15 protein-coding genes are annotated in these 25164 nt (G+C 51.6%); 4 read left to right on the forward strand and 11 right to left on the reverse strand.

From position 1 onward, the window contains the following. Positions 1 to 65 precede the first annotated feature (65 nt). The 4 genes from C5S61_RS25325 to C5S61_RS25340 form a co-directional block, all read right to left on the reverse strand. Positions 66 to 9107 carry an SdrD B-like domain-containing protein gene (locus tag C5S61_RS25325; RefSeq protein ID WP_164689784.1) on the reverse strand — a complete coding sequence of 3014 codons (9042 nt, stop codon included), beginning with the start codon at positions 9105 to 9107 and terminating at the stop codon, positions 66 to 68. A 23-nt stretch (positions 9108 to 9130) separates the two neighbouring features. Beyond that, positions 9131 to 10039: a RodZ family helix-turn-helix domain-containing protein gene (locus tag C5S61_RS25330; protein WP_110520168.1), complete on the reverse strand. Its 909-nt coding sequence runs from the start codon at positions 10037 to 10039 to the stop codon at positions 9131 to 9133. Positions 10040 to 10623: 584 nt separating this feature from the next. Then, complete coding sequence (locus tag C5S61_RS25335) at positions 10624 to 10929, reverse strand: hypothetical protein (protein ID WP_110520171.1); 306 nt, start codon at positions 10927 to 10929, stop codon at positions 10624 to 10626. Positions 10930 to 11183: 254 nt separating this feature from the next. Continuing rightward, positions 11184 to 12149 carry a trypsin-like serine peptidase gene (locus C5S61_RS25340; RefSeq protein WP_110520173.1) on the reverse strand — a complete coding sequence of 322 codons (966 nt, stop codon included), beginning with the start codon at positions 12147 to 12149 and terminating at the stop codon, positions 11184 to 11186. A 797-nt stretch (positions 12150 to 12946) separates the two neighbouring features. Here C5S61_RS25340 and C5S61_RS25355 point away from each other — a divergent pair. Beyond that, positions 12947 to 13690, forward strand: coding sequence for a glycerophosphodiester phosphodiesterase (locus C5S61_RS25355; RefSeq protein ID WP_110520179.1), 744 nt, complete (start codon positions 12947 to 12949; stop codon positions 13688 to 13690). A 52-nt stretch (positions 13691 to 13742) separates the two neighbouring features. Here the strand turns inward: C5S61_RS25355 and C5S61_RS26985 are convergent, their stop codons facing one another. The 3 genes from C5S61_RS26985 to C5S61_RS25370 all read right to left on the reverse strand — a co-directional run bounded on the left by C5S61_RS26985 (position 13743) and on the right by C5S61_RS25370 (position 17557). After that, a complete protein-coding gene (locus tag C5S61_RS26985) occupies positions 13743 to 14603 on the reverse strand; it encodes a hypothetical protein (RefSeq protein WP_164689785.1) in 861 nt (286 codons plus the stop codon). Positions 14604 to 14776: 173 nt separating this feature from the next. Further along, on the reverse strand, positions 14777 to 15802 hold the full coding sequence (locus C5S61_RS25365) for an SMP-30/gluconolactonase/LRE family protein (RefSeq protein WP_110520182.1): 1026 nt from the start codon (positions 15800 to 15802) through the stop codon (positions 14777 to 14779). After that, the gene (locus tag C5S61_RS25370) at positions 15803 to 17557 is read right to left on the reverse strand and encodes a hypothetical protein (protein WP_110520184.1); all 1755 of its coding nucleotides are present in this window, start codon (positions 17555 to 17557) and stop codon (positions 15803 to 15805) included. 232 nt (positions 17558 to 17789) lie between these two features. Here C5S61_RS25370 and C5S61_RS25375 point away from each other — a divergent pair, with 232 nt between their 5' ends. Next, positions 17790 to 18569, forward strand: a complete 780-nt coding sequence (locus C5S61_RS25375) for an alpha/beta fold hydrolase (protein ID WP_110520186.1) — start codon at positions 17790 to 17792, stop codon at positions 18567 to 18569. Between the two features lie 100 nt (positions 18570 to 18669). Here the strand turns inward: C5S61_RS25375 and C5S61_RS25380 are convergent, their stop codons facing one another. From C5S61_RS25380 to C5S61_RS25390, 3 genes are read right to left on the reverse strand one after another with little or no spacing between them, the layout of a single operon-like run. Further along, positions 18670 to 19191, reverse strand: a complete 522-nt coding sequence (locus C5S61_RS25380; protein WP_110520188.1) for a GNAT family N-acetyltransferase — start codon at positions 19189 to 19191, stop codon at positions 18670 to 18672. Then, positions 19148 to 20020 carry an alpha/beta hydrolase gene (locus tag C5S61_RS25385; protein ID WP_110520190.1) on the reverse strand — a complete coding sequence of 291 codons (873 nt, stop codon included), beginning with the start codon at positions 20018 to 20020 and terminating at the stop codon, positions 19148 to 19150. Before C5S61_RS25385 ends, C5S61_RS25380 begins: the two co-directional genes overlap by 44 nt. A gap of 25 nt (positions 20021 to 20045) precedes the next feature. Further along, the gene (locus C5S61_RS25390; RefSeq protein WP_110520192.1) at positions 20046 to 20789 is read right to left on the reverse strand and encodes an SDR family NAD(P)-dependent oxidoreductase; all 744 of its coding nucleotides are present in this window, start codon (positions 20787 to 20789) and stop codon (positions 20046 to 20048) included. A 290-nt stretch (positions 20790 to 21079) separates the two neighbouring features. On the opposite strand from C5S61_RS25390, the gene C5S61_RS25395 reads away from it, so the two are divergent. Continuing rightward, entirely contained in the window at positions 21080 to 22420 is a 1341-nt protein-coding gene (locus tag C5S61_RS25395) for a PepSY-associated TM helix domain-containing protein (RefSeq protein WP_110520194.1), read from the forward strand. A 183-nt stretch (positions 22421 to 22603) separates the two neighbouring features. Continuing rightward, positions 22604 to 23173, forward strand: coding sequence for a DUF7010 family protein (locus C5S61_RS25400; RefSeq protein ID WP_110520196.1), 570 nt, complete (start codon positions 22604 to 22606; stop codon positions 23171 to 23173). A gap of 114 nt (positions 23174 to 23287) precedes the next feature. Here C5S61_RS25400 and C5S61_RS25405 read toward each other — a convergent pair whose 3' ends face one another. Next, positions 23288 to 24667, reverse strand: coding sequence for a dipeptidase (locus tag C5S61_RS25405; RefSeq protein WP_110520198.1), 1380 nt, complete (start codon positions 24665 to 24667; stop codon positions 23288 to 23290). Between the last annotated feature and the right edge of the window lie 497 nt (positions 24668 to 25164).

A 25164-nucleotide genomic window follows, 5' to 3' on the forward strand; every position in this document is an offset into this window, starting at 1 on the left:
CCTCAACTACACAACAGCATTAAAGGGCTGACTGGAATTATTCCAGTCAGCCCTTACCGACGCGATTACCGAGTGGTCATTGGTAAGAAGATGCGATAGCTGGTAGCTTGGGTTCCATTGGTGTTGGCTGGGCCATACTCGTTGGTGTTGCCTTCGAGTTCGGTTTCAACCAACCAATAGAAGTAGGTGCTGCTATCATCAACGTTGCTGTCGATCCAGCGATAGCTTGCGCCGCCACTGCGGCCTTGGGCAGCGATCATGCTGCTGGTAACACGTACAGCATTGGCCCGATTGCCGTCACTGCTGCGATACAGGTGGAAGCCCAAGGTCTTCGATTCGCTGACGGTTGTCCATTGAACGACCACCGTGTTTGCGACCCGGGTTGCGCTGAAATCAGCCAACTCGATGGCGTTTGGTGTGGTTACGCCAGCGTAGACCGAGCCATTGTTATCGCCTGGATTCAAGACGATTACGCCAGTTGTGCCCGTGTTGGGGTCAACGTCGCTATCGCTTGCATCGCTGCCGCTATTATCGTGGGTAAACACGAAGCCTGATGGTAAGTTGTCGAAGCCAACGATATAGTTGCCCGGTGGCAAGTTATCGAATTGATAGTTGCCATTGGCATCGGTGGTTGTGCTGATGATTGCCGTGCCGTTGATGTCGTAGAGCGTGACAATCACGCCAGGTACACCACCATCGCCGGGCACATATTGACCATCAGCGTCGGTGTCGTACCAAACGATATTGCCAAGGCTCGCGGGAATAAACACGCCAAAGTCGATGCTCAGGTTGCTATTGGCGCTGCTGTCACCATCATCGGTTGGCTCGCTATTGGCCAAAACCGTTGCGGCCAAGCTCTTGATGCCGCCTGCAAAGGCTGTGCCGTTATCGTCGTTATTGATGTCGTTGTCGGGATCTGACCCTGGCTCGTATGGCGTTGGTTGAGCGCCAAAGTTGCCGGTGCTGGTGACGTAATTTTCCAAGGCCGCGCCAGCTGCGAAGTTACTGCTTGGCAGAACCACAATGTAATCACCAGGCATCAGATTATCAAACAGATAGGTACCGCCAGCGTTGGTTGTGGTCGTGGTGATCATTTCGCCAGCGTCTGGTTGATTGTTGGCGTTGCGATCGCGATAGAGATCAACCGTCACATTGCCAATGCCAACTTCTGTGCCATCAACGATGCCGTTATTATTGATGTCGTTCCAAACCACGTTGCCTAAGCTAACTGGAGTATAGAACCCAGCATCCCATGTTGGGTCGTTTTCGCCAGCAGTTAAGTTGGTTGCAGGCGTTGCACTCGTGATTGGGTCTGCATCGCTATCGATTGCATCGTTGCCACCAACGTTTGCTGTCGTGAAGACCATGCCAACTGGTGCTTGGAAATCAAGGTTATAGCTGCCTGGAATCAAGCCTGTGAAGCTATAGTTGCCGTTGGCATCGGTGATTTGGGTGTCGACCAACACAGTATTGTTGTAGAGATGAACGGTTACGACAGCAATACCTGGCTCGCCTGCATCTTGAATCCCATTGCCATTGCTGTCTTCCCAAACAAAGTTGCCAATGCTTGCTAGCTCATAGATCCCAGCATCGATGTTTGGATTATTCTCACCTGAGGCGAGAATGATCAATGCGCTCACGCCAGTTGTTGGATTGGCATCGCTGTCAATCGTATCGTTTGCCCCAACATTGACTGGGCTAAAGTTGTAGTTGGCTGGCTTGGTAAACTCGACATAATAGCCAACGCCTGGCATCAAATTGGTAAATTGATAGCTGCCATTGACGGTTGTGGTGGTGGCGATTACTGCATTGCTGCTATCGAGCAAGTTGACCGTCAATCCATTCACGCCGGTTTCGCCAGCATCGAAGAGCCCATTGAGATTAGTATCGTACCAAATCAAGTTGCCTAAGCTGGCGTATTGATACAAACCAGCATCGATTGTTGGATTTGAATCACCACTCGCCAAGGTTACGGTTGCGGCTTGGCCCGTGGTTGGATTGGCATTGCTATCAAGAGCTGGGTCACTGCCAGCGCCTTGTTGGGTGAAGAAGTAGCCGCTTGGGGCGACAAATTCAACCAAATACGAGTTTGGCGACAATAGACCAAAGAAGTAATCGCCGAGTGCTCCGGTAACGGTTGTGTTAATGGCTGCGCCATCAGGAATGCCGTCGGTGTTATTGTCAATATATAAATTGACGGTAACGTTGGGAATGCCTTGTTCGTTGCCATCTTGAATCCCATTGACATTGAGATCGTGCCAGACATAGTTGCCTAAGCCAGCCAATTGATAGATCCCAGCATCGATGGTGTCGTTATACCCGTTGACGGTAACCGTGACCAAGCCGCTACAGCCAGTTACTGGGTCTGCATCGCTATCGATGGTATCGTCGCCACCAACATTTGGTGTTGTGAAAACACTGCCTGCTGGCAAGCCACTGAACTGAACCAAATAGCTGCCTGGCGTTAATTGGCCGAAGCTATAGTTGCCCGTGCCGCTGGTCGTTTGGCTCGCAACGAACATATCGTCGGCGGTACATTGCAGGTTGTCAGGGCCTGGGGTATAGAGCGTGACGAGAATACCGCCAACGCCGCCGCCAATGCCATCTTGCAGGCCATTACCATTGGTGTCGAACCAAACATAGTTGCCCAAACCACCCAAGTGGAACAAGCCAAAGTCGAGCGAAAGATTGCTATCGGCTTCGGTATCGCCGTCGTTGGTTGGCTCGCTGCCAGCATCTAAGCTGATAGCTTGGCTGGCGACCACGCCAGTTGTGCCCAAGGTTCCAATCGTCGTGCCATTATCATCATTGTTGATGTTGGTATCAGGATCGCTGGCTGGCTCAGTGTTGCCACCAGTTGAGCTTGCCATGCTTTGTAATGGGCCGCCAGTCGCAAAATTGGGAGCAGGCAAGACCACAATGTATTCGCCTGGAACGAGCTGATCGAACAGATACAAGCCACCAGCGCTGGTTGTTGTTTGGTCAACCAAGGTATCGCCTGCATCAAACACCCCGTCGCCATCATCGGCATACAGGTCTACTGCTACGCCAGCAATGCCGGTTTCGCCATTGTTGTACCAGCCATCATTATTGTCGTCGTCCCAAACCAAATCGCCAAGGCTGAGCAGATGATAGAAGCCGAAGTCGATCGTCAAGTTGCTGTTGGCATCGATCGCGCCGCCCGTGCCGTTGCTATCGGCTTCGCCAGTTGGTGCGGCTCCAGCTGCGAGGCTGAAACATGCGCTTTGGACGCTGCCGCCACTGCCGAGCGTGCCTACGACTGCGCCGTTATCATTATTATCGGCGTTGTCGCTATCCGGGTCGGGTGCTGGCTCGAATGGGCCAGTTGCCGCAGTTGCGCCGGTGCTGCTGCTCTTACCAAGCAATGCGCCAATGCCCGTAAAGTTGCTGCTTGGAATGGCCACGCAGTAATTGCCAGCCAGCAAGTTGTTGAAGAGATAGTAGCCGCTTGCATTGGTTTGAACACTGGCAACGATTGGCGCATCAGCAGCATCAATGACACCGTTGTTATTGCGATCCAGATACAGATCGACCGTAACATTATCGATGCCAGCTTCGCCGTTATTGCGCAAGCCATCGTTATTGCTATCTTCCCAAACGCGATTGCCAAGGCTGAGTGGTTGATAGACCCCAAAGTCAACCGTCAAGTTGCTATTGGCATCAATCGTTGCATCGCCACTGCCATTGGTTTCGCCGGTTGGTTCGCTGCCAGCGAGCAGGGTGACGCTGGCGGTTTTGATTACGCCAGTTGTGCCCAGCGTGCCGATAATTGTGCCATTATCGTCGTTATCAACATTGCCCTCAGGATCGGGTGCGGTTTCGTATGGACCCGAGACGCTGCCAACGGTTCCGGTGCTGCTGGTATAGCCGACCAACGCGCCTGCGCCGCTAAAGTTGCTGGCGGCCAATTCAAGGTCATAATTACCAGCGGTCAGGCCTGCAAAGTGATAGTAGCCAGTTGCGTTGGTGGTGGTTGAAGCCAGAACCGTGCTTGAACCTTCGCGATACAGGTTGACAACAACGCCACTGATGCCCGTTTCGCCAGCGTTGAAGCTGCCGTTGTTATTGGCATCGTTCCAAACATAATTGCCAACAGCCAATGGTTGATAGATGCCTGCATCAACAGTTTCGTTGTGTTCACTCAACACCAAACTGATGATGCCAGTACAGCCAGCGGCATTCGCATCGCTATCGATGGTGTCGTCGGCTCCAACATTTGCTTGGGTGAACACATAGCCAGCAGGCAAATCGCTAAACTGAATCACATAATTGCCAGCTTGCAGGTAATCAAAGTCGTACGCTCCTGAAGCTGAAGTCGTTTGGCTCGCAACGAATACATCATCGGCGGTGCATGGCAAGTTGTCTGGGCCTGGGGTATAAAGCGTGACGGTAACACCGCTAACGCCGCCGCCAATGCCATCTTGCAGGCCATTACCATTGGTATCGTACCAAACGAAATCGCCGATGCTTGCTAAGGCGAAGACTCCAAAATCAAGGCTCAGGTTACTATTGGCGCTGGTATCGCCATCGTTGGCTGGCTCGCTACCAGCATTTAATGTGATGGCTTGGCTGGCAATTACGCCCGTTGTGCTGAGCGTGCCAATAACCGTGCCATTATCATCGTTGTTAATATTGTTATCAGGATCTGGTGCTGGTTCGCTGCCACCACCAGTTGAACTGGTCATGTTATGCAGTGGGCCAACGTCGCCGAAGTTGGTGGTAGGCAAGACCACAATGTACTCACCAGGCAAGAGATTGCTAAACCCATAGATCCCATTAGCAATGGTTGTGGTTTGGGCAATCAAAGTATCGCCTGCATCGAATGAACCATCGCCATCGTCTGCATACAGCTCGACGGCTACGCCAGCGATGCCCGTTTCGCCGTTATTCAACAAGCCATCGTTGTTGGCATCGTCCCAAACTGTGTTGCCAAGGCTCAGCAATTGGTAAAAGCCGAAGTCAAGCGTCAAGTTGCTGTTGGCATCGATTGCGCCACCCGTGCCGTTGCTATCGGTTTCGCCGGTTGGTGCGGCTCCAGTTGCGAGGTTGAAACAAGCGCTCTGGACGCTGCCACCACTGCCGAGTGTGCCCACGATGGAGCCATTGTCGTTATCGTCGCTGGTATCGCTATCGGGGTCTGGTGCTGGCTCGGATGGGCCAGTGGTCGTGCTTGCGCCGGTACTGCTGCTATAGCCAGCCAACGCGCCAGCTCCAGTAAAGTTGCCGCTGGTGATGGCCACGCAGTAATTGCCTGGGTTCAGGCTGCTGAACAAATAGTAGCCACTTGCATTGGTTTGGGTGCTTGCAACTGCTGGCGCATCGGCTGCATCAATTGAACCATTGCCATTGCGATCGATGTAGAGATCGACAACAACATTGGTGATGCCAGCTTCGCCGTTGTTGCGCAAGCCATCGTTGTTGGCATCGTTCCAAACACGATTGCCAAGGCTCAAGTTGGCGAAGACCCCAAAGTCAAGCGTTAAGTTACTATTGGCATCAAGTGTTGTGTCATTGCTGCCATTGGTTTCGCCGGTTGGTTCGCTGCCGGCTGCCAGCGTGATCGAGGCGCTACGGATTACGCCAGTTGTGCCGAGCGCGCCGATCACTTCGCCATTATCATCGCTATCGATGTTTGTGTTGGGATCGGGTGCGGTTTCGTAGGGGCCTGAGATGCTGCCGAATGTGCCCGTGCTGCTGGTATAGCCAACCAAGGCTCCTGCACCACTAAAGTTGCTGGCAGCCAGTTCAACTTCATAATTGCCAGCCCCAAGCATGCTGAAGTGATAGTAGCCAGTGGCGTTGGTCGTGGTTGAGGTCAGAACCGTGGTAGAGCCAGCCCGATACAGGTTGACGACTACACCGCTGATACCCGTTTCGCCAGCAGCGAAGAGGCCATTGTTATTGACATCATTCCAAACATGATTGCCAAGGGCCAAGGGTTGGAACAAGCCGAAATCCAAGGTTGTATCGTCGGTTGAACCAGTTGCATTGGTGACAATCGTCGCATTTTGTGCGCCAGTGCTGGCTGGCGTGAGCGTGATCAGTGCACTGCGTACTACTGCACCATTGGTTGTGCCATTATCATCATTATTGATATTATTGTCGGGATCGGGCGCTGGTTCGTAGGGGCCAGTTGCCAAGGCTTGGCTGCCCGTGCTCGAAACAAAATTGGCTGGTTGTGTTAGCTGAACATAATAATCACCAGGCAATAATCCTGCAAAGCTATAATTACCGCCACCGCTCGTCGTGGTGCTGGCAATTAACACATTTGAGGCATTGTAGATTGCAACATTAACGTTATCGATGCCTGCTTCGCCAACATCCAATAAACCATTATTGTTGACATCGTTCCAAACGCGATTGCCAAGGCTGAGCTTGAAGAAGCCAAAATCAACCGTTAAATTGGTGGTTGCGTCTGGTTCGGCTGGGTCGCCAGTACACAAGTTGGTTTCCGTGGTTGGTTCGCTGCCGCCTAGCGTGATAACTTGGCTCAACACCCCATCGGTGGCGAGGTTTGCACCTTCAACGCCATTATCATCATTTTCAAGATTATTATTGGCGCTCGCTGCGGTGATAGTGCTGCTGCGATAGCCTGCTAAGGCATTGCCTGCATTAAAGTTGGTCGGATTAATCCGCACAACATAACTATTGGCGGCTAAGCCATCGAAGCGATAGCAGCCATTGGCCGTGGTATTTTGGGTTGCCAAGGCGGTGCCACTATCGGGAACACCGTTTGCATCAGCATCGGCAAACAAGCTGACGCTGACTCCGCTAATGCCTTGCTCGCTTGCATCGAGGGTTCCGTTGTTGTTGGTATCGAACCAAACACGGTTGCCCACGCTATAGCCATAAAAACCAATGTCGTAGCTATGGTTGTTATCGCCGGCAACTCCGGTATTGAAAGTGATAACTGCATCGGCACCGCTGATCGTTGCGTCTGAGTCGCGCAGATCGCTGTTAGCACCGCTGTTGAAGTCGGTGATCGTCAGATTTTTGTTGGCCAAGGCTGCTTGGGCCGAAGCCACACGAATTGAGTAGCCAGTTCGGTTTGGTTGCAAACCAGTAATATTGAAAATCGTGCTACCAGTGTTGGTGCCTGCTAATGATGAGAAACGATAGTTGCCATTGGCATCGGTGGTGGCGGTGGCCAGCACGGTTGTGCCATTGGTATCGAACAAACGCACGGCCACGCCGCTTAATGCTTGCTCACCAGCATCCTGAATCCCATTATTATTAGCATCGTTCCAAATTCGGTTGCCAATTTCAATTGGCGCTGCATCGCACAATGCTTCAAGATCGCCTAAACCACCAGCTTTGGCCAGCGTGTTTTGCTGGGCATTGCTATCGTAAATGCGATAGGCGCGGCTGCGATTGCCAGTGCTGTTGTTGAGCCACAAGATCCCGCCATCGAAGTATTGCGTGGCATCGAAAATTGGATCATAGATGGTTTGGACGACATCAGGTTTGCCTGGAATTTGCAACAAGCCGCCGAGCGGAATTTCGTCGTGCTCAGGGTAGTTGTCACGATAGTAATATTCGCCGCCGCCTGGGCCTTGGTTCGTGCCAGCGCCAGCAGTGGTTGTGCCACCACACGAACCGTTTGCTTCCAGTGTCCAGCTACTACCATTGCCACAAGCACGCAAAATATCGCCTGCTGAGTCGCCGATGTAGAGTGTGGTGCTGCCAGCGGTGGTGTTATTTTGATTAAAGCCCATTTGATCGCTGAAGCGGTCGCGGATACCTAAGATCATGTTGCCGTTATCGAATTCGATGTCGGTCAACATTGGTTGCGGTTGAACATATTCGCCGCCAAAGCCGGTTGCCGTGACAGTGAAGTTGGTGCGCCATGGATTCCAGACGGCGCTGGTACAGCCGCCAGCAACCACTGCACAACCACGGGTGTGGTTCAATGGGAAGTTCAGCACTTGGGTGAAGGTTGTGCTGGTTGGATTGAATTGGTAGACATAACCGCGTAAATTGGCGGCATTGGCCGTTGATTGGGCCGAACAAACCATGCCCAAATAAACGAAGCCTTCGTTGACAGCCAAGGCGTAGGGTCGGTTATCGCCAACAGCACAATCGGCTGGGGCGGGTACGGTATAACGGCTAATTGCTGCTGCCGTTGGCGCGGTTGGCGTTAAGCCAATCGGAATTTTATACAATTGTTTTGAGGCAAGGTTAACCGTCCAGAGCGTGGTTTCATCTTCGGAAATATCCATATCGCCGAGCGAAATTTTGCCAACGGGGTCCCAACTCGCTGAATCGTGTACGAGGTCGGTGCCAGTTGGGTGGGGGTTTGCCCCAGCTGTGTTTGCCCCAAATAAAGCATTTAAATCAAGGAACAAGCTGACCGTGCGTGGGCTAGGTGTAATACGATAAATTGCGCCAGTGCCGTTTGGCCCGAAGCCAACGTGGCGTTTCATTACTGACGAGGCAAACAAGCTTTTCGATGAGCGCTGCCAAGCCAAACCGAAGGTTGGGCCAGTTTCAGCACCAAAGGCCAAATCGCTTGGAGCTGGGCTGTCGATGCCCAAGGTTTGGGTGCTGCCTGCGGTGTATGGGAAGCCCACAATCGAGTGGAAGGCCGCTGATGGAGCTTGATCTTGATGGCCCATACTGTAACAGTTGGTCACCAAGGTTGGGTTATCTTGGCAGTAGTTGGCTGGGTTGTTAAAGCCCATATTGGCGGCTGTGCTGCCACCACTCAAAAACAAGACAGTTGAGCCTGAATTGCTGCCCATCGGCCCTGATTTGACCGTGCTTGGCGCATTGGTAAATTCAACCCGATATGGCCCGCTATAGGCCGTTGCATCGTTAATTGTATAGTTGCCAGTGGCATTGGTGGTGGCTGTACCAACCACTGCATTGCTGGCGTTGTAGACGGTGACGGTTACGCCACTCAGGCCCGGCTCCAAACTATCGATTACGCCGTTGGCGTTGTAATCGCGATAAGCCCGCCCGCTAATGGTCGCTGCGGCATAGGCCACTGATCCAGCGTTTGGCAGCATGGTGATTGCGAGTGCTACCAATAAACTACAACACACCACCAGGGTGCTGAATGAGTATCGAGGAGATGCTTGCTTCATACAATAAACCTCTGTGATAAGCACTACGCAGCGCGGCGTTGAATGCCAAAACCAATCAGACAGACCAAGAGACCTAATAAGCCAATAAACCATAAGGCAGCATTATCGGCGCTACTCGTTTGGGGCAATGGCCGCTGGCCGCCTGCTGGCGAGCCGACTGGATTCGCACTTGGTTGCGGCGTGTTTGGCCCAACGGTCGCTCCTGGCATGGGCGTTGTGTTTGGCAGCGGGGTTGTCGTTGGTTGCCCAGGCGTTACCCGTGGATCGGGAGTTGCGCTTGGAATACTTTCATTTGGCGTAGCCGTTGTTGTTGCTCCTGGCACTGAGCCAGTTGGCGTAACGTTTGGCCCAGTTGTTGGTACGCTATTGGTTGGCAAGGCCGTACCCGTTGGAAGCGACGGATCGGGCGTGTTGGTTGGCGTTGCCGGATTTGGTGTATTGGTCGGAAGTGAAGGATCGGGCGTATTCGTTGGAACTGCTGGATCAGGCGTATTCGTTGGCGTATTGCTTGGAACTGCCGGATCAGGCGTATTCGTTGGCGTATTGCTTGGGAGCGAAGGATCTGGTGTATTCGTTGGCAAGACTGTTCGCGTTGGCAACGAAGGATCTGGCGTGCTAGTTGGCAACGGCGTAATCGTTGGCGGGCCGAGATCAGGCGTGTTTGTTGGTAACGCCGTGCTGGTTGCCGTCGCCGTATTGGTTGGGGTATCGGTTGGCAACGCCGTATTGGTGGGCGTATTGGTTGGGGTTGGGGTATTTGTCGGCGTATTGGTTGGCGTATTGGTTGGCGTATTTGTCGGCGTGTTGGTTGGGGTTGGCGGCTCGGTTGGGGTTAACGCCAAAGGCGCAACATTCGCAGGTTGCGAATATTGGCTTGGCATAACCACCAGCGCGATGAGCACAATTACAAGAGAGCGAATGAACCAGATCATACAGGCTACTCCCACATCTGAGGGCTGAGCGCTTTCGCTGATCGCGAATCGTGAAAGCAACCTAACCCAACAACAAAACGGTGAATAATGACACTTCAATGAGAATTCGTTCTTTAGACCGTCGCAGGAGCTTTTTTTGGTAAGCCGATAACCCCAACCTGACCATGACGGTGGATTAAGCAGTGCCTAGGATTAATGGGCTAGTAACTTGGGGGGAGGTAGTCATGCTGGAAATACTGGGATTAAATCAAAAAAAGCCCTAGATTAATGCTTGTTGGGCTGATTTGTATAGTTTCAACAAACCGCTAAGTTGCTAGCAGGCTTTGTTGAAACGTTTGGAGATTACAGTGCATTCTGATTAAGGTTGCTTACTAAACCTGTCAAGATCTTCTATGCTTGAATGGGAACAACCATTGTGGGAAATGAGGAGTAGAATGGGAACAACCATTTTGAGAAATGAGGAGTAGAAGCGGATTAATTTACTTATTCAAGTCAGTGCCAACCCATCCTTCTTATACGCTATGAATGGTTGGAGCGAGACAACCAAATTGATGCAAGTTAGTGGATAAATCATTAACACTAGCCTAGAGGACTAGCATCGCCACTGCCCCGCATCCAAGGAGGATTGCCCAATATTCCATGCGTAGCAACATAAACGAGTGGGCAGTTTGGAAATTTGATCGCGCCATTGGACTATCACGCTGATTAAGATATCGGCCAAGAAACCACACGATAATCGCGACAATAATTAACGCTCCGGCAAAGAGCGGACGAGAATATAGTTTGTAGATTCCAGAACCTATAAACTTATCAACGGCCAACTGTACAAGTGCTGGCATTGCCAGTATCAAGATGCCAACTAACCAGCCCCAGCCTCGCCAAATAATCATAATACCTTCCTGTTATCTCCACGGTAAACAGCTTAAGATCAACATCATAATCAGCATAATTATACTTTATATCGAACCCATGTGGAGTTTATAAAGCATCAGAGATTCATGGCTAAAACGGTAGGGAATTCTTCGTATAGATGGATGTGTCATCACCCACCTATACGAAGAATTCCCTACCGTTCCTTCCAACCTATCTAACTTTGGGAAACCATTGTTCAGATATATGTCTTTAGCTTTGCTTAAAAATTAGCTTATGGGGCGGTATTGATCCAGGTGTTGAAGTTGCTCAAGACGGTTGAGGTGATGCGCGTACCTGAGTTGGTGGTGCTGCCACCATTGGTGTGAACCCCAATTGAGCAGTTGCTGCAGCTGCCGCTGCTGTTCCAAATTGGTGAGCCACTTTGGCCGCCGTAGGTATCGTTAGCATACGAGAGGCGGTAGGTGCTTGCGCTGCGCACGGTATCAGCGTGGAACCACATCGTGCCTGAGGCTTTATCGCCTGGGTAGCCAGCAATGTTGGTTGCTTGGCCAACTAAGCCTGTGCTGCTTGGGGCGCGCAAGCCGAACCACCCAGTTTGGCTGCCAACGCTACAGTTGATTTTGAATGCACCATAATCGTAGTTGGCGCTGCCACTGGTTTGCCATTGCGAAACTGTGAACAATTTGGTTGCGTTACAGCCACCATACGGGTTTGAGCTGCCATTGCGGCCTGGATAGAATTTAACGTTGGTCACCCAAGCGTTGTTGCTCCAGAGACAGTGGCCAGCAGTTGCCACTGTATTGGCGCTGATCAACCAACCAGTACAAATATAGTTGCCACCACCACTACTAAAGGTAATTTGGCCAATCCGGCGATAAGGATCAGAGGTGGTTGCCGTAATGCGCACTCGATTGTCGGCCCCAATGACTGAGCTGAGGCCTTCTTGGCTGCCACTTTGGGTTGCAGGCAAAGCGTTGGGATCAACTTCCTCGGCCCGATCATCTTCGGCTAAAACACCAGTTCCATCGCTGCCTGCGATGTATGCACCAAATTGATCATAGACAATGCCTTTGGTGTTGACTTCTACCGGCTTTCCATCACTGGCCACAATCGTATGCGGATCGACCGCACCTTCGACTTCTTTCTTGGCCAAGCTAACATCACCTTGGGCCAAGCTCAAGCCTAAAACGCTCAAGACTACCGCGACCCGTGTGTACCGCCGAACAGATAGACGCATTGCTGATCCTCCTATTAGGTTGGGCTAATGAGAACCGAGATTGGAAGTGGTGTGCCATTTGATGTGTGGATGTGCATAAGTATATATTAAAATATTTTAATTGCAAGTTAAAGATTTTAACTTTAATTGGTGCATAGAACACAGCGAAATTATGCAGGATGAAGAAAAATCAAAAGTCAGAAGTCAAAAATCAAAAGCGGGGTCAGGGGCCAGCGATCAGGGGTCAGGCTATCGGCTGTAGGCTTTTGGCTAGCGGAACATCATTGGTGCAATTCGTGGAATTCGTGGCTAAAAAAACCTTCGCGATCTTTGCGATCTTCGCGGTTCGATCCTTCGTGTCCTTCGTGGATCAATCGTTTAACGCAGCGGCGCAGAGCAACCGAAGGATGAAGTATGAGGGATGAGGGATGAAGGAAAATCAGAAGGCAAAGAGCGAGGGATTAGGGATCAGGGGCTAGCGATCAGGGGTCAGGCTATCTATCGGCTGTGGGCTTTGGTCTGGCACGAACCTAATCCTCATAATCTGTGCCAATCTGTGGCAAAAAATGGGGATCGGGTGTCGGGGGCTGGGGATCGGTTGGTCGTTCTGTGCCAACAGCCCATAGCCTCAGCTTCGTGCTTTCGTACGCTTCGTGGATCAATCTAAAAAACAGAGGCCGAGGATCACCTGACCCCTGACCCCTGAAACCTAGAACCTTGTCCAATCCCCGATCCCCAACAACCACGGCATAAATTGACAGCCCTGCTGAGGCGTTGCACAATGGCACAAACCAAAAGCTTTTGTGAAGGAGGTCGCTGTGTTACAGCCATTTGGCGCACGCAAAGGGCCATTTGTAATTGGGCATCGTGGAGCTGCGGGCTATGCGCCTGAAAATACCATGGCTGCATTTCAGCGCGGCTTGGCCTTGCGTGCCGATGCAATCGAATTAGATGTGAATCTGAGCAAAGATGGCGAGTTGATGGTGATTCATGATCCAACCCTCAACCGCACGACCAACGGCTCAGGCTTGGTGTGTCAGCATACTGCTGCTGAAATTCAGGCGCTTGATGCTGGTTCGTGGTTTGACCCTTCGTTTAGCGATTGTCGCGTGCCAACCTTGCGCGAGGTATTGAGTTGGGCCAAGGATCGCACCAAAGTCGTGATCGAATTAAAAAATGGCCCGATTTTCTACCCCGATATTGAAGTAGCTTTGGTGCGCTTGCTCGACGAGTTGAATGTGCGCGATCAAGTGATGGCAATTTCGTTTGATCATATTGTGTTGGGCCAGCTCAAAGCCATTGCTCCCGATGTGGCCACCGGCGTGATTTATGCCTCGCGCGTGCCCGATGCGCCAGCAATGGCAAAGTTGGTCAATGCAGACTTGGTGATGCCATATTGGGCAATGTTGACCCGTGAGGAAGTTGATGCTTGCCATGCTGCCGATTTGTTCGTTAGCCCGTGGGGTGGCCCCGAACAAGATTATAAGCATATTTTGAGCTTGGGGGTTGATGCGGTTGGCGCTGATTATCCCGACCGTCCACGCCAATTTATCGCCGAGTAATCACGTTAATTAATCGACGGGCTACCAAGTTTTTGGTAGCCCGTTTGGTTTTTTAGGCGGCGTGTAGTTGGGTTTCGCTTGGTTGGGGTTGTAAGGCGGCGCTCAGATCGCGGCGCAGGGCTTCAATATCGCCTAAATCATCATCGCACAGCATGGTAACTAAATAATCGCCGAGGGTTTCGACAATCAACGTCCCTTCGTCGGCATGCAGAATTAAGGCACTGGCCCAGCCCAATTCGCAGGCGTAGCCCATTTGACGATAGACATCTAACAACGCTTTCGATAAACCACTAATTCGTTGATGGCTGCTCGATTTGGTGAAGCTCAGCGCACTGGTTAGGCCTTCGTGGGTTGCTAAGGCAATGCCGCGCAAGCGATAGTGCGAAACATTCACTAAGCTATTGAGAATTTGTTGCAAGTGGGCATGGCGCTGAGCGGTTGCTGGCGCGAGCTTAATTGCGTTGGCAATCAAGCGATACAAGGTGCTAATTTGTTGCATTTCGCAGCTAGCAACGGTCGCGTAGCTCGACGTGCCCAAGGCTTCGCGCATGGCTTCGCTGCTCAGGGCATTTGGGGCTTGGCCACGAGTTGCGGCAATGATTAATGGCTTGCCTAAACGAAAAGCCTGCTCTTCAAGTTCGTTGACAAAATAGCCGCTATCAACCGAGGGCTGGCAGCCATCGACAAAGGTGATCGTGGCCAGCGCTCGTTCCATCAAGCCGCTGCCCAATTCCTCGTAGGTACTTTTAGGAATCGCCAGCAAACGAATGCTGGTTGTGGTGGTTAATCGATATTCGCCAATATGCACAGCGCCAGTGGTTGGGCTGAGTGGTTTTAATGTATAGCTGCTGCTAATGGTTTTCAAGCATTGAATGCTCGCTTCTCCATCACCAGTCAAAATGATAGTATGCATGTGCTGCCTCCGCCGCAGAATAGGTGCTCGCTGCACGCGAATAGTGCTCCACACACTACACTCTATTTTGAACTTTTCTGCATCACTTTAACCGGTACTTTGGGTTGATTTGGCTATGGGATTTTGGTTTTGATAATTGCTACCTGCGAACTAGTACCGTAGCGATTGTTTGGCTATTGTTCAGCCTGCCAACTATCGGTTTCAGGGTTGTAACGATAGCTCAAGCTGCTTTCATTGGGATTAGTAACCGCCGTCAGGGTGTAATCGAATTGCACAATTCGCACTTGCATCGTTGCATCGCCAAAGGTAATTCGCCGCCCACGCTCATCGCCATGATAGCCTTGGCCACTAAAATCAATTTCTTGGCGCGGCTGGCCCGTTGGGTTGCCCTGCGCATCAAGGGCAATTGAATAGATTTGGGGCTGGCGCGCCAACGCATAATACAAGCGCTTGCCACTACTGCCGTTATAAACGCCAAGCCCAAAGCTATCAACGCCATCAAGCACAATACTGGCTTGTTTGCTGGCTAAATCAACTTTGAAAATCCGCCCAAATTGCTGTTGTTTGGTCGAGCCAAGCACCGATGAAACATACAAACTGTGGGTGTTGCAATCGTAATTAAGTGCCAAAATGCCATAAGGATTGGTATTGTCGGCTGGTGCAGCGGTCGGTAATTCGAGCAATTCGCTTAACTCAGCACTGCGCGGATCGATGCGATACACTTTGTTGGCCGCTGCTGGTGGATTATACAAAATGCTGACCCACGGCACTGCGCCAACGTAAATCGCGCCATCGCGATCCAAAATTGGCGAGCTAAGATAGCCAGCCTTCGACCAAGAAGGGTGTTGATAGGGCGCTGGTTGGCTGGCTTCTTGGCCTTCGCTGGTCAAATCGTACATCACCATGCCACGCACGCGGCGGGCTTGAGTATCGAGCACTGCATTGACTCCAAAGCCTTGGGCTTGGGCAAACGGCGGAATTTGCTTGCACGAGGTTACTTCGCCTTGAGCAAAATTGCTGGCAGTTGCTGAACTACGATTAAGCCACCACACTCCCAAACCAAGCACAGTGAGCACTGCCAAAACACTGCCCATAGCCAACAACGAACGCCGATTATTGGCTTGATTGGGTTTGGCTGTTGGCCGCGTTGCTTTCGTGGCAGGCTGGGCTGATGGCGGGCGTTTTTTACGACGACTCATTTATTTGCCTCGCTCTGGCCGAAAAAGCGGCCCCGACCAACAAGGATATTCTTCGGGCACATAGACTCCACGCCGCAACACCGATTCGGCCCAGCAATATTGGCTGCCAGGCGTATCGTCGTTTTTAAGTTGGGCCACATACCACAACACGATGTTTTGGTTGCTAATGCTCTCCGCTGGATTGTCGATAAATTGCTCGGGGCCTTGGTTTGCATCAGTATTGCAGCATGGCCCAATCGTTACCATATCGCTTTCGCCCTCATCGCGTTCAGGATGATCGAGCGTTGCATAGAGAAACGCTTGATCGCCGCGCCCGCCATCGGCAAATTGGCCGCGTCCAGTGGCAATAGTGTAACTGCCGCCATTGGCAAAATCGAGCCGATATTCTGCGCCGTCTGGGTGGATTTGGCGGGTATTTGCGCCCTGCCATTGTTCTGTTTCCCACATTTGCCATTGCGTGCCATCCCAGGCGCTAATTGTGCCTGTGTCGGCCAAACTAATGCGCGTGACTGGTCGATACGTGCCATCATCGCCGCAACCACGGCCAACGCTGGCGATTGCTGGCCGAAAGCGCCCATCAAAATAGAATTGAAAGGCCTGCTCATAATAATAATTGCATGGCTCTGGCCAAAGCTCCGACCAAAATTCCTGCACCAATTGAAATCCAACTACTTGATCATTTTCGATCAACTCGCCGATCATTGGTGGCTCAACGGCGATGACTGCTGCTTGCGAAAAATACGGGCAGCCAACTGCATCGCTATAGCCAAAACCATCACGTTCGCTATAGCTCACATGCCAATCAACCAATTTGGCGCTTTTGAACAAGGGCTTGCCTTGGTAGCTGATCTCGGAGATTCGCAGGCCATCGGATGAGGTGAGCATATAATCGAAGGCCCAGCCATCACGCTCCAAACGCGTTGTATGATCGCAATATTTCAGCACGGCCTCGTTTTGCATGCCTTTTTCGGTCACTGCTGGGCCGGTTGCGCCAACATTGGTCCAGCGCACGCCCACCAAGCGAGTATCGGTCAAATCGACAATTGCCCACAATGCGCGTTCACCTTCGACAAAAGTTGGCGCAACACACAAATGCACTGAGCGTTCGCAGCGGGTGGCGTTCAACGAAGTTTTGGTATTGGCCATTACTGCTTGATCGGAGCTTGGTTTGTAGCCAAGTGCCTGCTCGACCTCGCTGGCATTGCTGGCAATTTCACGCGCTACCGCCGTCAAATGCTCAGGAATATCTGGTTGGCTGTTGGCGAGGCGCTCGACGACAATCACCTTTTGGTTGGAAATATCAACGGTAATCGCCAAGGTCAGGTTGAGCGCAAAATTGTAGACCTCGACGCGGTAGCAGCTGACTTGCAAGCATTGGGCGGTGGCTTCGATGATGTCGCTTTCGCGCACGGGCACAATTCCAAAAACCTCATTGCGAAATGGAATACCATTCTGCTCAACAAATTGGCTTTGAAGCTTTGGCTCGTTGAGTGCGACGATTTGGGCCATTGCTTGCTGCGAATCAAGGCTGGCAAGGGTTAAAACTGGTGGCTTGGCAGTTAATGCAGCATCAACAGCTTGCTGATAGGCACTCAATAAAGGATAATCGCGGGCTTCTGGGGTAACTGCGGCGGCGAGAACTGCTGGAGTTTCAGCGGGAACACTGGTGGTTGTGGGGTGTTGGGCAGGCGTTGTGCCACATGCACTTAATCCTAGCAACAACATCATTAATCGATAGCAAACGCTCCGTCGCATAGAAACTCCTTCACACCTACAAGGACGATGATTAAATGCTGAATCTACGTGGTAGTGTGGCGAGGATGAAGCAAGCGCGTGATTTTATTATAGAAGATTCTGCTCAATTGCGCTGGATCAAATTCGCACTTGCTGCCAATGTGCATTTGTTTGTATGATACGTATTACAAAAGCTATTGTGCATGGTTTATCATAAACTATTGGCTTGCTGAATGAGGAGTGATGGATTTCAATGCCTGTTTTAACATGTGCAACCATCGATGGGGGAACGCTGGTTTTTGATCGGCAGGGTACTGGCTCGCCGTTACTTTTGCTCCATGGCTTTGGCCAAGATCGTATGCTCTGGCACAACGCGGGCTGGGTTGATCGCCTTGCCGCTCATTTTACCGTCATAACCGTTGATCTGCGTGGGGCTGGCACGAGCTTTATGCCGATCGAATCGCAGGCCTATGGATTGGATCTGTATCAATCAGATATTCAGCGCGTGCTCAAAACATGCGGCTATAGCGCTATTCAGCTTTTTGGCTGGTCGTTTGGGGGCACGCTTGGGCTGCAATTGCTGGCGAATATGCCAGAAGTACGGCGGGCGGTGATTGCAGGAACATTCGTTGGCCAGATTTTTACGCCCGAACGAATTGAGCCTCAAATTGCCCAATTTAGCGAATTGGCTACCGCCAAGCAACAAGGGCGATTGGCTGCATTAAACGTTACGCCAAGTATGCAAGCCTTTGTGGAGCGCACGAATATGCCAGCCTATCTTGCGCGGCTGCGCGGTTGCATGACCTGGCCAATCCTCAGCCCAAGCGCGTTGACGAAACCATTTTTGCTCTACACCAGCACTGGCGATGGCTATGTCGTGGATCGGGTGCGCGAACAGCAGGATGCATTAACCATGGCGGGTGGCACTGTCCAGATCTTTGCCGATTTGAATCACCGCGAGTTGGTAACTGCCCGCGATCAGGTTGAAGCAAGCGTGCTAGCATTTTTACAACAACCGACGAGCGAAACATAGATCATTGATTATTGTTGAATGCTGCTTGGATTCATGGATGTTCAATCCAAGCAGCAGGTTTCCTAATAAACGTATTAGGAGTAGTCATGCAAGTTGGCGATTAATGGGCTAATTCGCGATAAAACATGATCGTTGCATGGGTTTCCCCATCGGCACTACGGGCAAAATTAGGAATAACCCCCGCCTCGTGATAGCCCAACTTGCGATACAGCGACTCGGCCTTATCGCCTTGGCGCGTATCGAGCACCAACAACCAACGGCCATGGGTTTGAGCAACCGCCTCAAGTTCGTGCATTAATTGTTGGGCAATGCCACGGCGTTGAAATTGCGAATGCACTAATAATTTTTGCACTTCGGCGCGATGGCTGGCGTTGGCTTTGCTGGGCAGATCAAGCTGGACGCTGCCAACGATCTGATCAGCATCCAACGCTACCAACAATACCCGCTGTTCTGCTTGCAGATCGCTGATGATCGCCTGCCAATAGCTGGTTGCATCGGCAAGGCTGAGCGGCGGCAAAAAGCCAATTGAAGCTCCTTGGGCGATGCTATCAATGATTAATTGACATAATTGTTCGACTTTAGCGTATGCTTGATTGAAATTGTAGGTTTGAATCGTGATCATGCTGCTTCCCTGTGACGATTGATTGCAACCAATTATTGATTAACTCGGCGGTTTCGCGATACGACTCCTCGAACATTAAATCGTGGTTGGCCTTAGGAATAACCCAATATTCGGCGTTGTAATGAGCTGCGGAAGGCCGTGAATAGACTTCTGGAATGCAACGATCGTGTTCGGCTGCCAGCCATAAAAGCGGCGTTTTGACCTTTTTGGCTGGTCGCCACAATGGCCAGCGATATTGCAACAAAACCAAGGCCGATTCTGGCGCAAGTTGGCGATGCAGTTGCTTGGGCTTGATAATTGCGTTGTCGCTGAGAAACCAAAAAGCTGCGCGTTTGGGCGTGCGAATGGTTGGCGTTGCCGAGAGCGAAAGCCACGACAGCAATACGCCCCAAGGATCAAGTTTTTGCGCATTCCGAAAAACTGGGCGCATGCTATGGCTCAGCCATGGCGCAACCAACACCATCGCTGGCAAATCGTCGCCGCCTTTGGCGAGATGCCACTGGCCCAAGGCCCCGCCCATACTGTGGCCGATATAGATTGGCTTGATTGGCAAGCGCTCAATTTCGGCTTTGAGCGTGCGGTAATAATAGCCAAGCGTATTCAAGCGATACGGGCGTTGGGCTGGTGATTTGCCATGGCCTGGCAGGCTGAATGCGATGCTCTGCCAGCCCCATTCGGCCAATAATTCTTGCCACGGTTGCCAGCACCAAGCTCCATGCCACATGCCATGGCCTAGCAAAATTGGCGTTTGTTGGCGTTGTTGATGTGGGGTGTAGATGATGCGTTCGATGCCAGCCTCAAGCTGATGCTCAATCGTATATTCGGCCACAGCGACCTCTTTCGCTCTAAACAAGCTACATGCTGGTTATGCCGCCATCGATGATATATTCGGCTCCGGTGATAAAACTTGCTGCTGGTGAAGCCAAAAAGACGATCAATTCGGCGATTTCTTGGGGCGTGCCCATGCGTTTGAGCGGAATCGAGCGGATCATTCGTTCATGGGCGCTTGGCTCGAAACCCTCTAAAATGGCGGTTTCGGTCCAGCCTGGGCAAACTGCATTAATCCGAATGCCAGCGGGAGCTAGCTCAATTGCGCCGGTTTTGCTCATCTGAATCACGCCAGCTTTAGCGACACCATATGGCCCTAAATTGGGCGAGCCGCCAACGCCTGCAATCGAGGCCACATTGACGATCGAGCCACCTTTGCCACCTGCCAGCATGGCTTGACTGGCATATTTTTGGCCCCAAAATACTCCAGTTAAATCGATGTCAAGCACGCGCTGCCAATTATGATTTTCGGTCAGGTGCAACGGCGCTGGTTGGCCACCAATGCCTGCATTGTTGATCATAATATCCAAGCCACCTTGCTCGAGGGCAAATTGCACCAACGCCTGAATATCGGCCTCGTTGCGCACATCGCAAGCGTAAAAATGAGCGTGACCATCTGCGCTACGAATTTGTTCGACGGTTTGTAGGGCTGCTTGCTGATTAATATCGCCAATCACGACGGTTGCGCCTTGAGCTGCTAAGATTTTGGCTGTGGCCGCACCGATCCCAATCGCTCCGCCCGTGACAACCGCAACTTTCCCGTGAAGCATCCTGTCCTCCTTGACATGCTAGCTGTGGCGTTATTATCAGAAATCGACACATAAAAGTCAAAAGCAGGGATGAAGTCAAAAGTCAAAACCCCACAAAGCCAATAGCCAATAGCCCAAAGCCAATAGCCCAAAGCCTATAGCCTAAACACACTATTTGACGCAGAGAACAAGATTTAGTATAGTCTCCGCGTAATAAAATCTATTTTATCCGATTAAATTGTCTTTATACACAAATGTGCTCTGTTGCTGTGCGCAGGGCTCTTTGGCTTGCACGAAAGGAATGGGTCTGAATGGCGCTCGATACTGCTTCAACTCCTACGCGCGTCCCTGATGCGGCGACGAATGGCCCAGCAGCGGCAACCGCTAAGAAACGTTTAGCGCGACTCTACGCGGCAATTTGGCGCTGGCACTTTATTGCAGGCCTGTTGGTTACGCCGATTTTGTTTGTGGTTTCCTTGGCGGGCGCGATCTATGTGTTTCGCGATGAGCTTGAGCCAGTGCTGTATCCTGAATTATTTGTTGTGGCTCCGCAAGCTCAGATGTTGGGCTATGGCGAATTGGTTGCGGCAGCAGAAGCGGCCTATCCGAATGCGCATGCTGAGTATATTTTTCAACATCGCGATCCTGCCCATTCGTTGGGCATTCACATGCATCTCAGCGAAACCGAAGATCTGACGGCCTATGTCAATCAATACACGGGCCAAGTGTTGGGCATGCAAGATCACTCGAGCTTTTTTGATTGGATTTTGACCTTGCACCGCAGCTTATTTGCTGGATTATTTGGGCGCTTGGTCGTTGAGTTGATGGTTGGCTGGAGCATTTCATCGGTTTTGACGGGGTTGTATTTGTGGTGGCGGCGCAGCAGCGGCAAGCCTGGGCGTTGGTGGGTGCGTTGGGCAGGCAAGCCACGGGCAATTCTGCGCGAACTGCATAGCGTTTTAGGAGCCTATTTTGCAATTGTGGCGGTCGTTATTATGGCGACGGGCTTAATTTTTACCTATGCAGCTGGCACCTTGATGCTCGGCAGTTTAGCTGTAAGTGGCCAATTGCCAGCCTCGTATATTAGTGCGCCGCGATCTGCTGCTGCTGCTGCAGATGCTACGCCGTTAACCATTGATCAAGCAGTAGCACGTTATCAGGCAACTGGTAATGCAGCAGAATGGAGCTTGTTCATTCCCGAAAAACCAGAACAGGCATTTAGCTTTACGACGAGCAGCAGCCACGATTTGCCCAACATGCGTATGGCTTGGGTTGATCAATATAACGGAACGATTTTAGATGATCTGCGTTGGAATATGTTGGGTTTGCCTGCCAAAGCGGCCTTATATTTCTATCCCATTCATACTGGCGCGATTTATGGTTGGCCAACCAAAATTATTGCCGTATTAACCTGTTTGATTCTGATTGGCCTGAGTGTTTCGGGCGTTCTTTTGTGGTGGTGGCGCAGACCCAAGGGCAAATTGGGCGTACCTAGCCGCGTTAACGAGCAGGTCGTGCCAAAATGGATGGTCGCTTTGATTGTTGTCTTGAGCATTTTCATGCCATTGATGGGCGTTTCGTTGCTTTTGGTCTTGTTTGGCGATTGGGCTTGGCGGCGTTGGCAGCGCTCGCGTCATAATCAACCAGCTTAATCTTGATCTTAGCTGAAATGTTGATCAATTGGCATAGAATTTGACACAATTGCACAAATCCAAGCCGCGTAATCTGCTTAGTCCATGGGTAGATGTATGGTATTCTGCTCAGTCTGAGAGAACCTCGAAGCGGCGAAGCTCAGGAATGGTAGGACGCAGCTGTGTCTCAAGGAGGTCTGGTACATGGATTGGTCAATTTCCGCTGCTCAAGCCGATATGCGTGCAGGCTACTACAGCGGTGCTGCTGGAATCTTGGCATCAGCGCTGGCATGGTCGATCGCGGCGGGTGTTGCGCTTACTGGCTCAGCCGAACGTGCAATCATCGTACTTTTAGTAGGTGGGATGCTCATCTACCCCGTTTCGATCGTGATTTGTAAACTGCTTGGCGCACGCGGAACGCATACCAAAGGCAATCCGCTTGGCCAATTAGCAGGAGCTAGCACATTTTGGCTGGTTTTCTGTATGCCGCTTGCCTATGGCCTCGGTCGGGAACAACCAGCTTGGTTTTTTAGCGCCATGTTGATTGTGATTGGTGGTCGTTATCTGGTTTTTGCTACGCTGTATGGCATGCAACTTTACTGGATTTTAGGGCTGACACTTGCCGCCGCCGCTATTGGATTGGTGTTTCTCTCCGCCGCCGCGTCAATTGCTGTGAGCGCTGGAGCGCTGATCGAATTGGGCTTCGCAATCAGCTGTTTCGTTTACCACCGTCAGTCGTTGCGCTCGCTCGCTGGGGAAAACCAGCGCAGCTGATTTTGTGCATGAATTCCAGCGTCAGATCCAAATTAACGAAATCCACAGCTTTGGGCCATCGAACGCTCCGTGTAGCATTGCATTGAGGAGCATTCGATGGTCTTTATTTAACAATTACGCCGATTGCTGGCCCATATTTGTGTAGAAATGAATTGCCGTTGCAACCCCACGGAAAAATTCATCAACCAGCAGATATTCGTTGGGTGCATGGCCATTTTCGCCTGTGCCAAAGCCTAACGTGGCCAAATTGATCCCAAGTTCGCGCTGGAACATGCCCATAATTGGCACCGAGCCGCCTTGGCGATAGAGCGTGGCAGGCTTGCCCCACGTTGCTTCAAACGCCGCTTGTAGGGCTTCGATCACCGGCCCATCGTAGAGCAAATTAACGGGATAGCTTGCTGGGCCTTTCGTCACAACCACGGCGGCAGTTTCGCTGGCAAAGCTCTGGGCAAACTGGCTAAATGCCTCGAGAATCGCATGTGGATCTTGGTCGGCAACGAGGCGCATGGTTACTTTGAAGCCTGCCTCAGCTGGGATGATCGTTTTGCTACCTACTCCTTGATAGCCACCCCAAACCCCATTGACATCGCAGGTTGGCAAGGCCGTGGTGCGTGCAACTAATGAACCAAGTTCGTTGGCCCAAAACTTGTCGCGGCCTGTTTCACTCTTGAGCATTTCAAAAAATTCTTGCTCTTGAACAGCCATCAAGCCTTGTTCGGTCTCCGATGGTGTTTGCACATCAGCGTAGAAGCCAGGAATTTGAATGCGCCCAGTTTGGTCGTGGAGTGCAGCGATAATTGTTCCTACCACATGAATTGGGTTTTGCACCGCCCCGCCAACTAAACCAGAATGCAAATCATGGCTTGGCCCCGTTACCTTCACTTCGGCCCCGATAATGCCGCGGGCTGTGTAGAACATTAAAGGTTGGTCGGGCATCGAGCCGCCATCGCAAATCAACATCAAATCTGCTGCCAGCAACTCTTTATGCTCGCGCACAAACGGCTCCATTGCTGGCGATCCAGTTTCTTCTTCGCCCTCGAAAACTACTTTGATATTGACCGGCAGTGTGCCTGTGGTTTCAAGCAGCGATTCAAAGGCGATTAAGTTGGCAAATGCGCCACATTTATCGTCGATTGAGCCACGCGCATACAACCTGCCATCATGAAGCCGTGGCTCGAATGGCGGGGTTTCCCACAATTCAAGTGGCTCGACTGGCTGAACATCGTAATGGGCATAGACCAAAATAGTTGGCGCATTTGGCCCAGCCTTGAGCCATTCACCATAAACAACTGGATGGCCAGCGGTCGCAATCGCACGACAATTGGCAAAGCCAATCCGTTGTAAATCGCCGACGAGCCAATCTGCACAGCGCTGCACATCGGCAGCAAACGCAGGGTCGGTACTCACTGAGGGAATCCGCAGCAATTCGCTAAATCGAGCCAACAGCTGATCGTGGCGCTCGTCAACCCATGCCAAGGCGGCATCAACACTCATCTGGTAGACCTCACACTAATTCGATCCCTTGATTCAGTATAGGTTAAGCCTCGAATTTCAACAACCATCGTTTGATCCACGAAGGGGATGAGGTTATGGGCTTTTGGCTCTTGGCTAGCGGAAGGATTATTGGGTTTAGCAACGACGCTGAAGATTGAACCCGTACCCGAGGAAGGTTTTAAGATCCCCTCACCCCAACCCCTCTCCCGTGCGCGGGCGAGGGGCTTTAATTGTGCAGTTCTATCGCAATGCATGATACAAAACGGTCGGCTCCCCCTCGCCCGTGTCCAGTGGGCGAGGGGGCTGGCTTACAAGGGTAGGTTTTGTGATCCCCTCACCCCAACCCCTCTCCCGTGCGCGGGCGAGGGGCTTTAATTGTGCAGTTCTGTCGCAATGCATGATACAAAACGGTCGGCTCCCCCTCGCCCGTGTCCAGTGGGCGAGGGGGCTGGCTTACAAGGGTAGGTTTTGTGATCCCCTCACCCCAACCCCTCTCC

The sequence above is a fragment of the Herpetosiphon llansteffanensis genome (assembly GCF_003205875.1).
In the GTDB taxonomy this organism is placed as follows: Bacteria; Chloroflexota; Chloroflexia; order Chloroflexales; family Herpetosiphonaceae; genus Herpetosiphon; species Herpetosiphon llansteffanensis.

What these genes read in the sequence shown, in the direction of transcription:
- C5S61_RS25325 (WP_164689784.1), bottom strand. Translation starts at nt 9,107, where the DNA reads ATGAAGCAAGCATCTCCTCGATACTCATTCAGCACCCTGGTGGTGTGT.
- C5S61_RS25330 (WP_110520168.1), bottom strand. Translation starts at nt 10,039, where the DNA reads ATGATCTGGTTCATTCGCTCTCTTGTAATTGTGCTCATCGCGCTGGTG.
- C5S61_RS25335 (WP_110520171.1), bottom strand. Translation starts at nt 10,929, where the DNA reads ATGATTATTTGGCGAGGCTGGGGCTGGTTAGTTGGCATCTTGATACTG.
- C5S61_RS25340 (WP_110520173.1), bottom strand. Translation starts at nt 12,149, where the DNA reads ATGCGTCTATCTGTTCGGCGGTACACACGGGTCGCGGTAGTCTTGAGC.
- C5S61_RS26985 (WP_164689785.1), bottom strand. Translation starts at nt 14,603, where the DNA reads ATGCATACTATCATTTTGACTGGTGATGGAGAAGCGAGCATTCAATGC.
- C5S61_RS25365 (WP_110520182.1), bottom strand. Translation starts at nt 15,802, where the DNA reads ATGAGTCGTCGTAAAAAACGCCCGCCATCAGCCCAGCCTGCCACGAAA.
- C5S61_RS25370 (WP_110520184.1), bottom strand. Translation starts at nt 17,557, where the DNA reads ATGCGACGGAGCGTTTGCTATCGATTAATGATGTTGTTGCTAGGATTA.
- C5S61_RS25375 (WP_110520186.1), top strand. Translation starts at nt 17,790, where the DNA reads ATGCCTGTTTTAACATGTGCAACCATCGATGGGGGAACGCTGGTTTTT.
- C5S61_RS25380 (WP_110520188.1), bottom strand. Translation starts at nt 19,191, where the DNA reads ATGATCACGATTCAAACCTACAATTTCAATCAAGCATACGCTAAAGTC.
- C5S61_RS25390 (WP_110520192.1), bottom strand. Translation starts at nt 20,789, where the DNA reads ATGCTTCACGGGAAAGTTGCGGTTGTCACGGGCGGAGCGATTGGGATC.
- C5S61_RS25395 (WP_110520194.1), top strand. Translation starts at nt 21,080, where the DNA reads ATGGCGCTCGATACTGCTTCAACTCCTACGCGCGTCCCTGATGCGGCG.
- C5S61_RS25400 (WP_110520196.1), top strand. Translation starts at nt 22,604, where the DNA reads ATGGATTGGTCAATTTCCGCTGCTCAAGCCGATATGCGTGCAGGCTAC.
- C5S61_RS25405 (WP_110520198.1), bottom strand. Translation starts at nt 24,667, where the DNA reads ATGAGTGTTGATGCCGCCTTGGCATGGGTTGACGAGCGCCACGATCAG.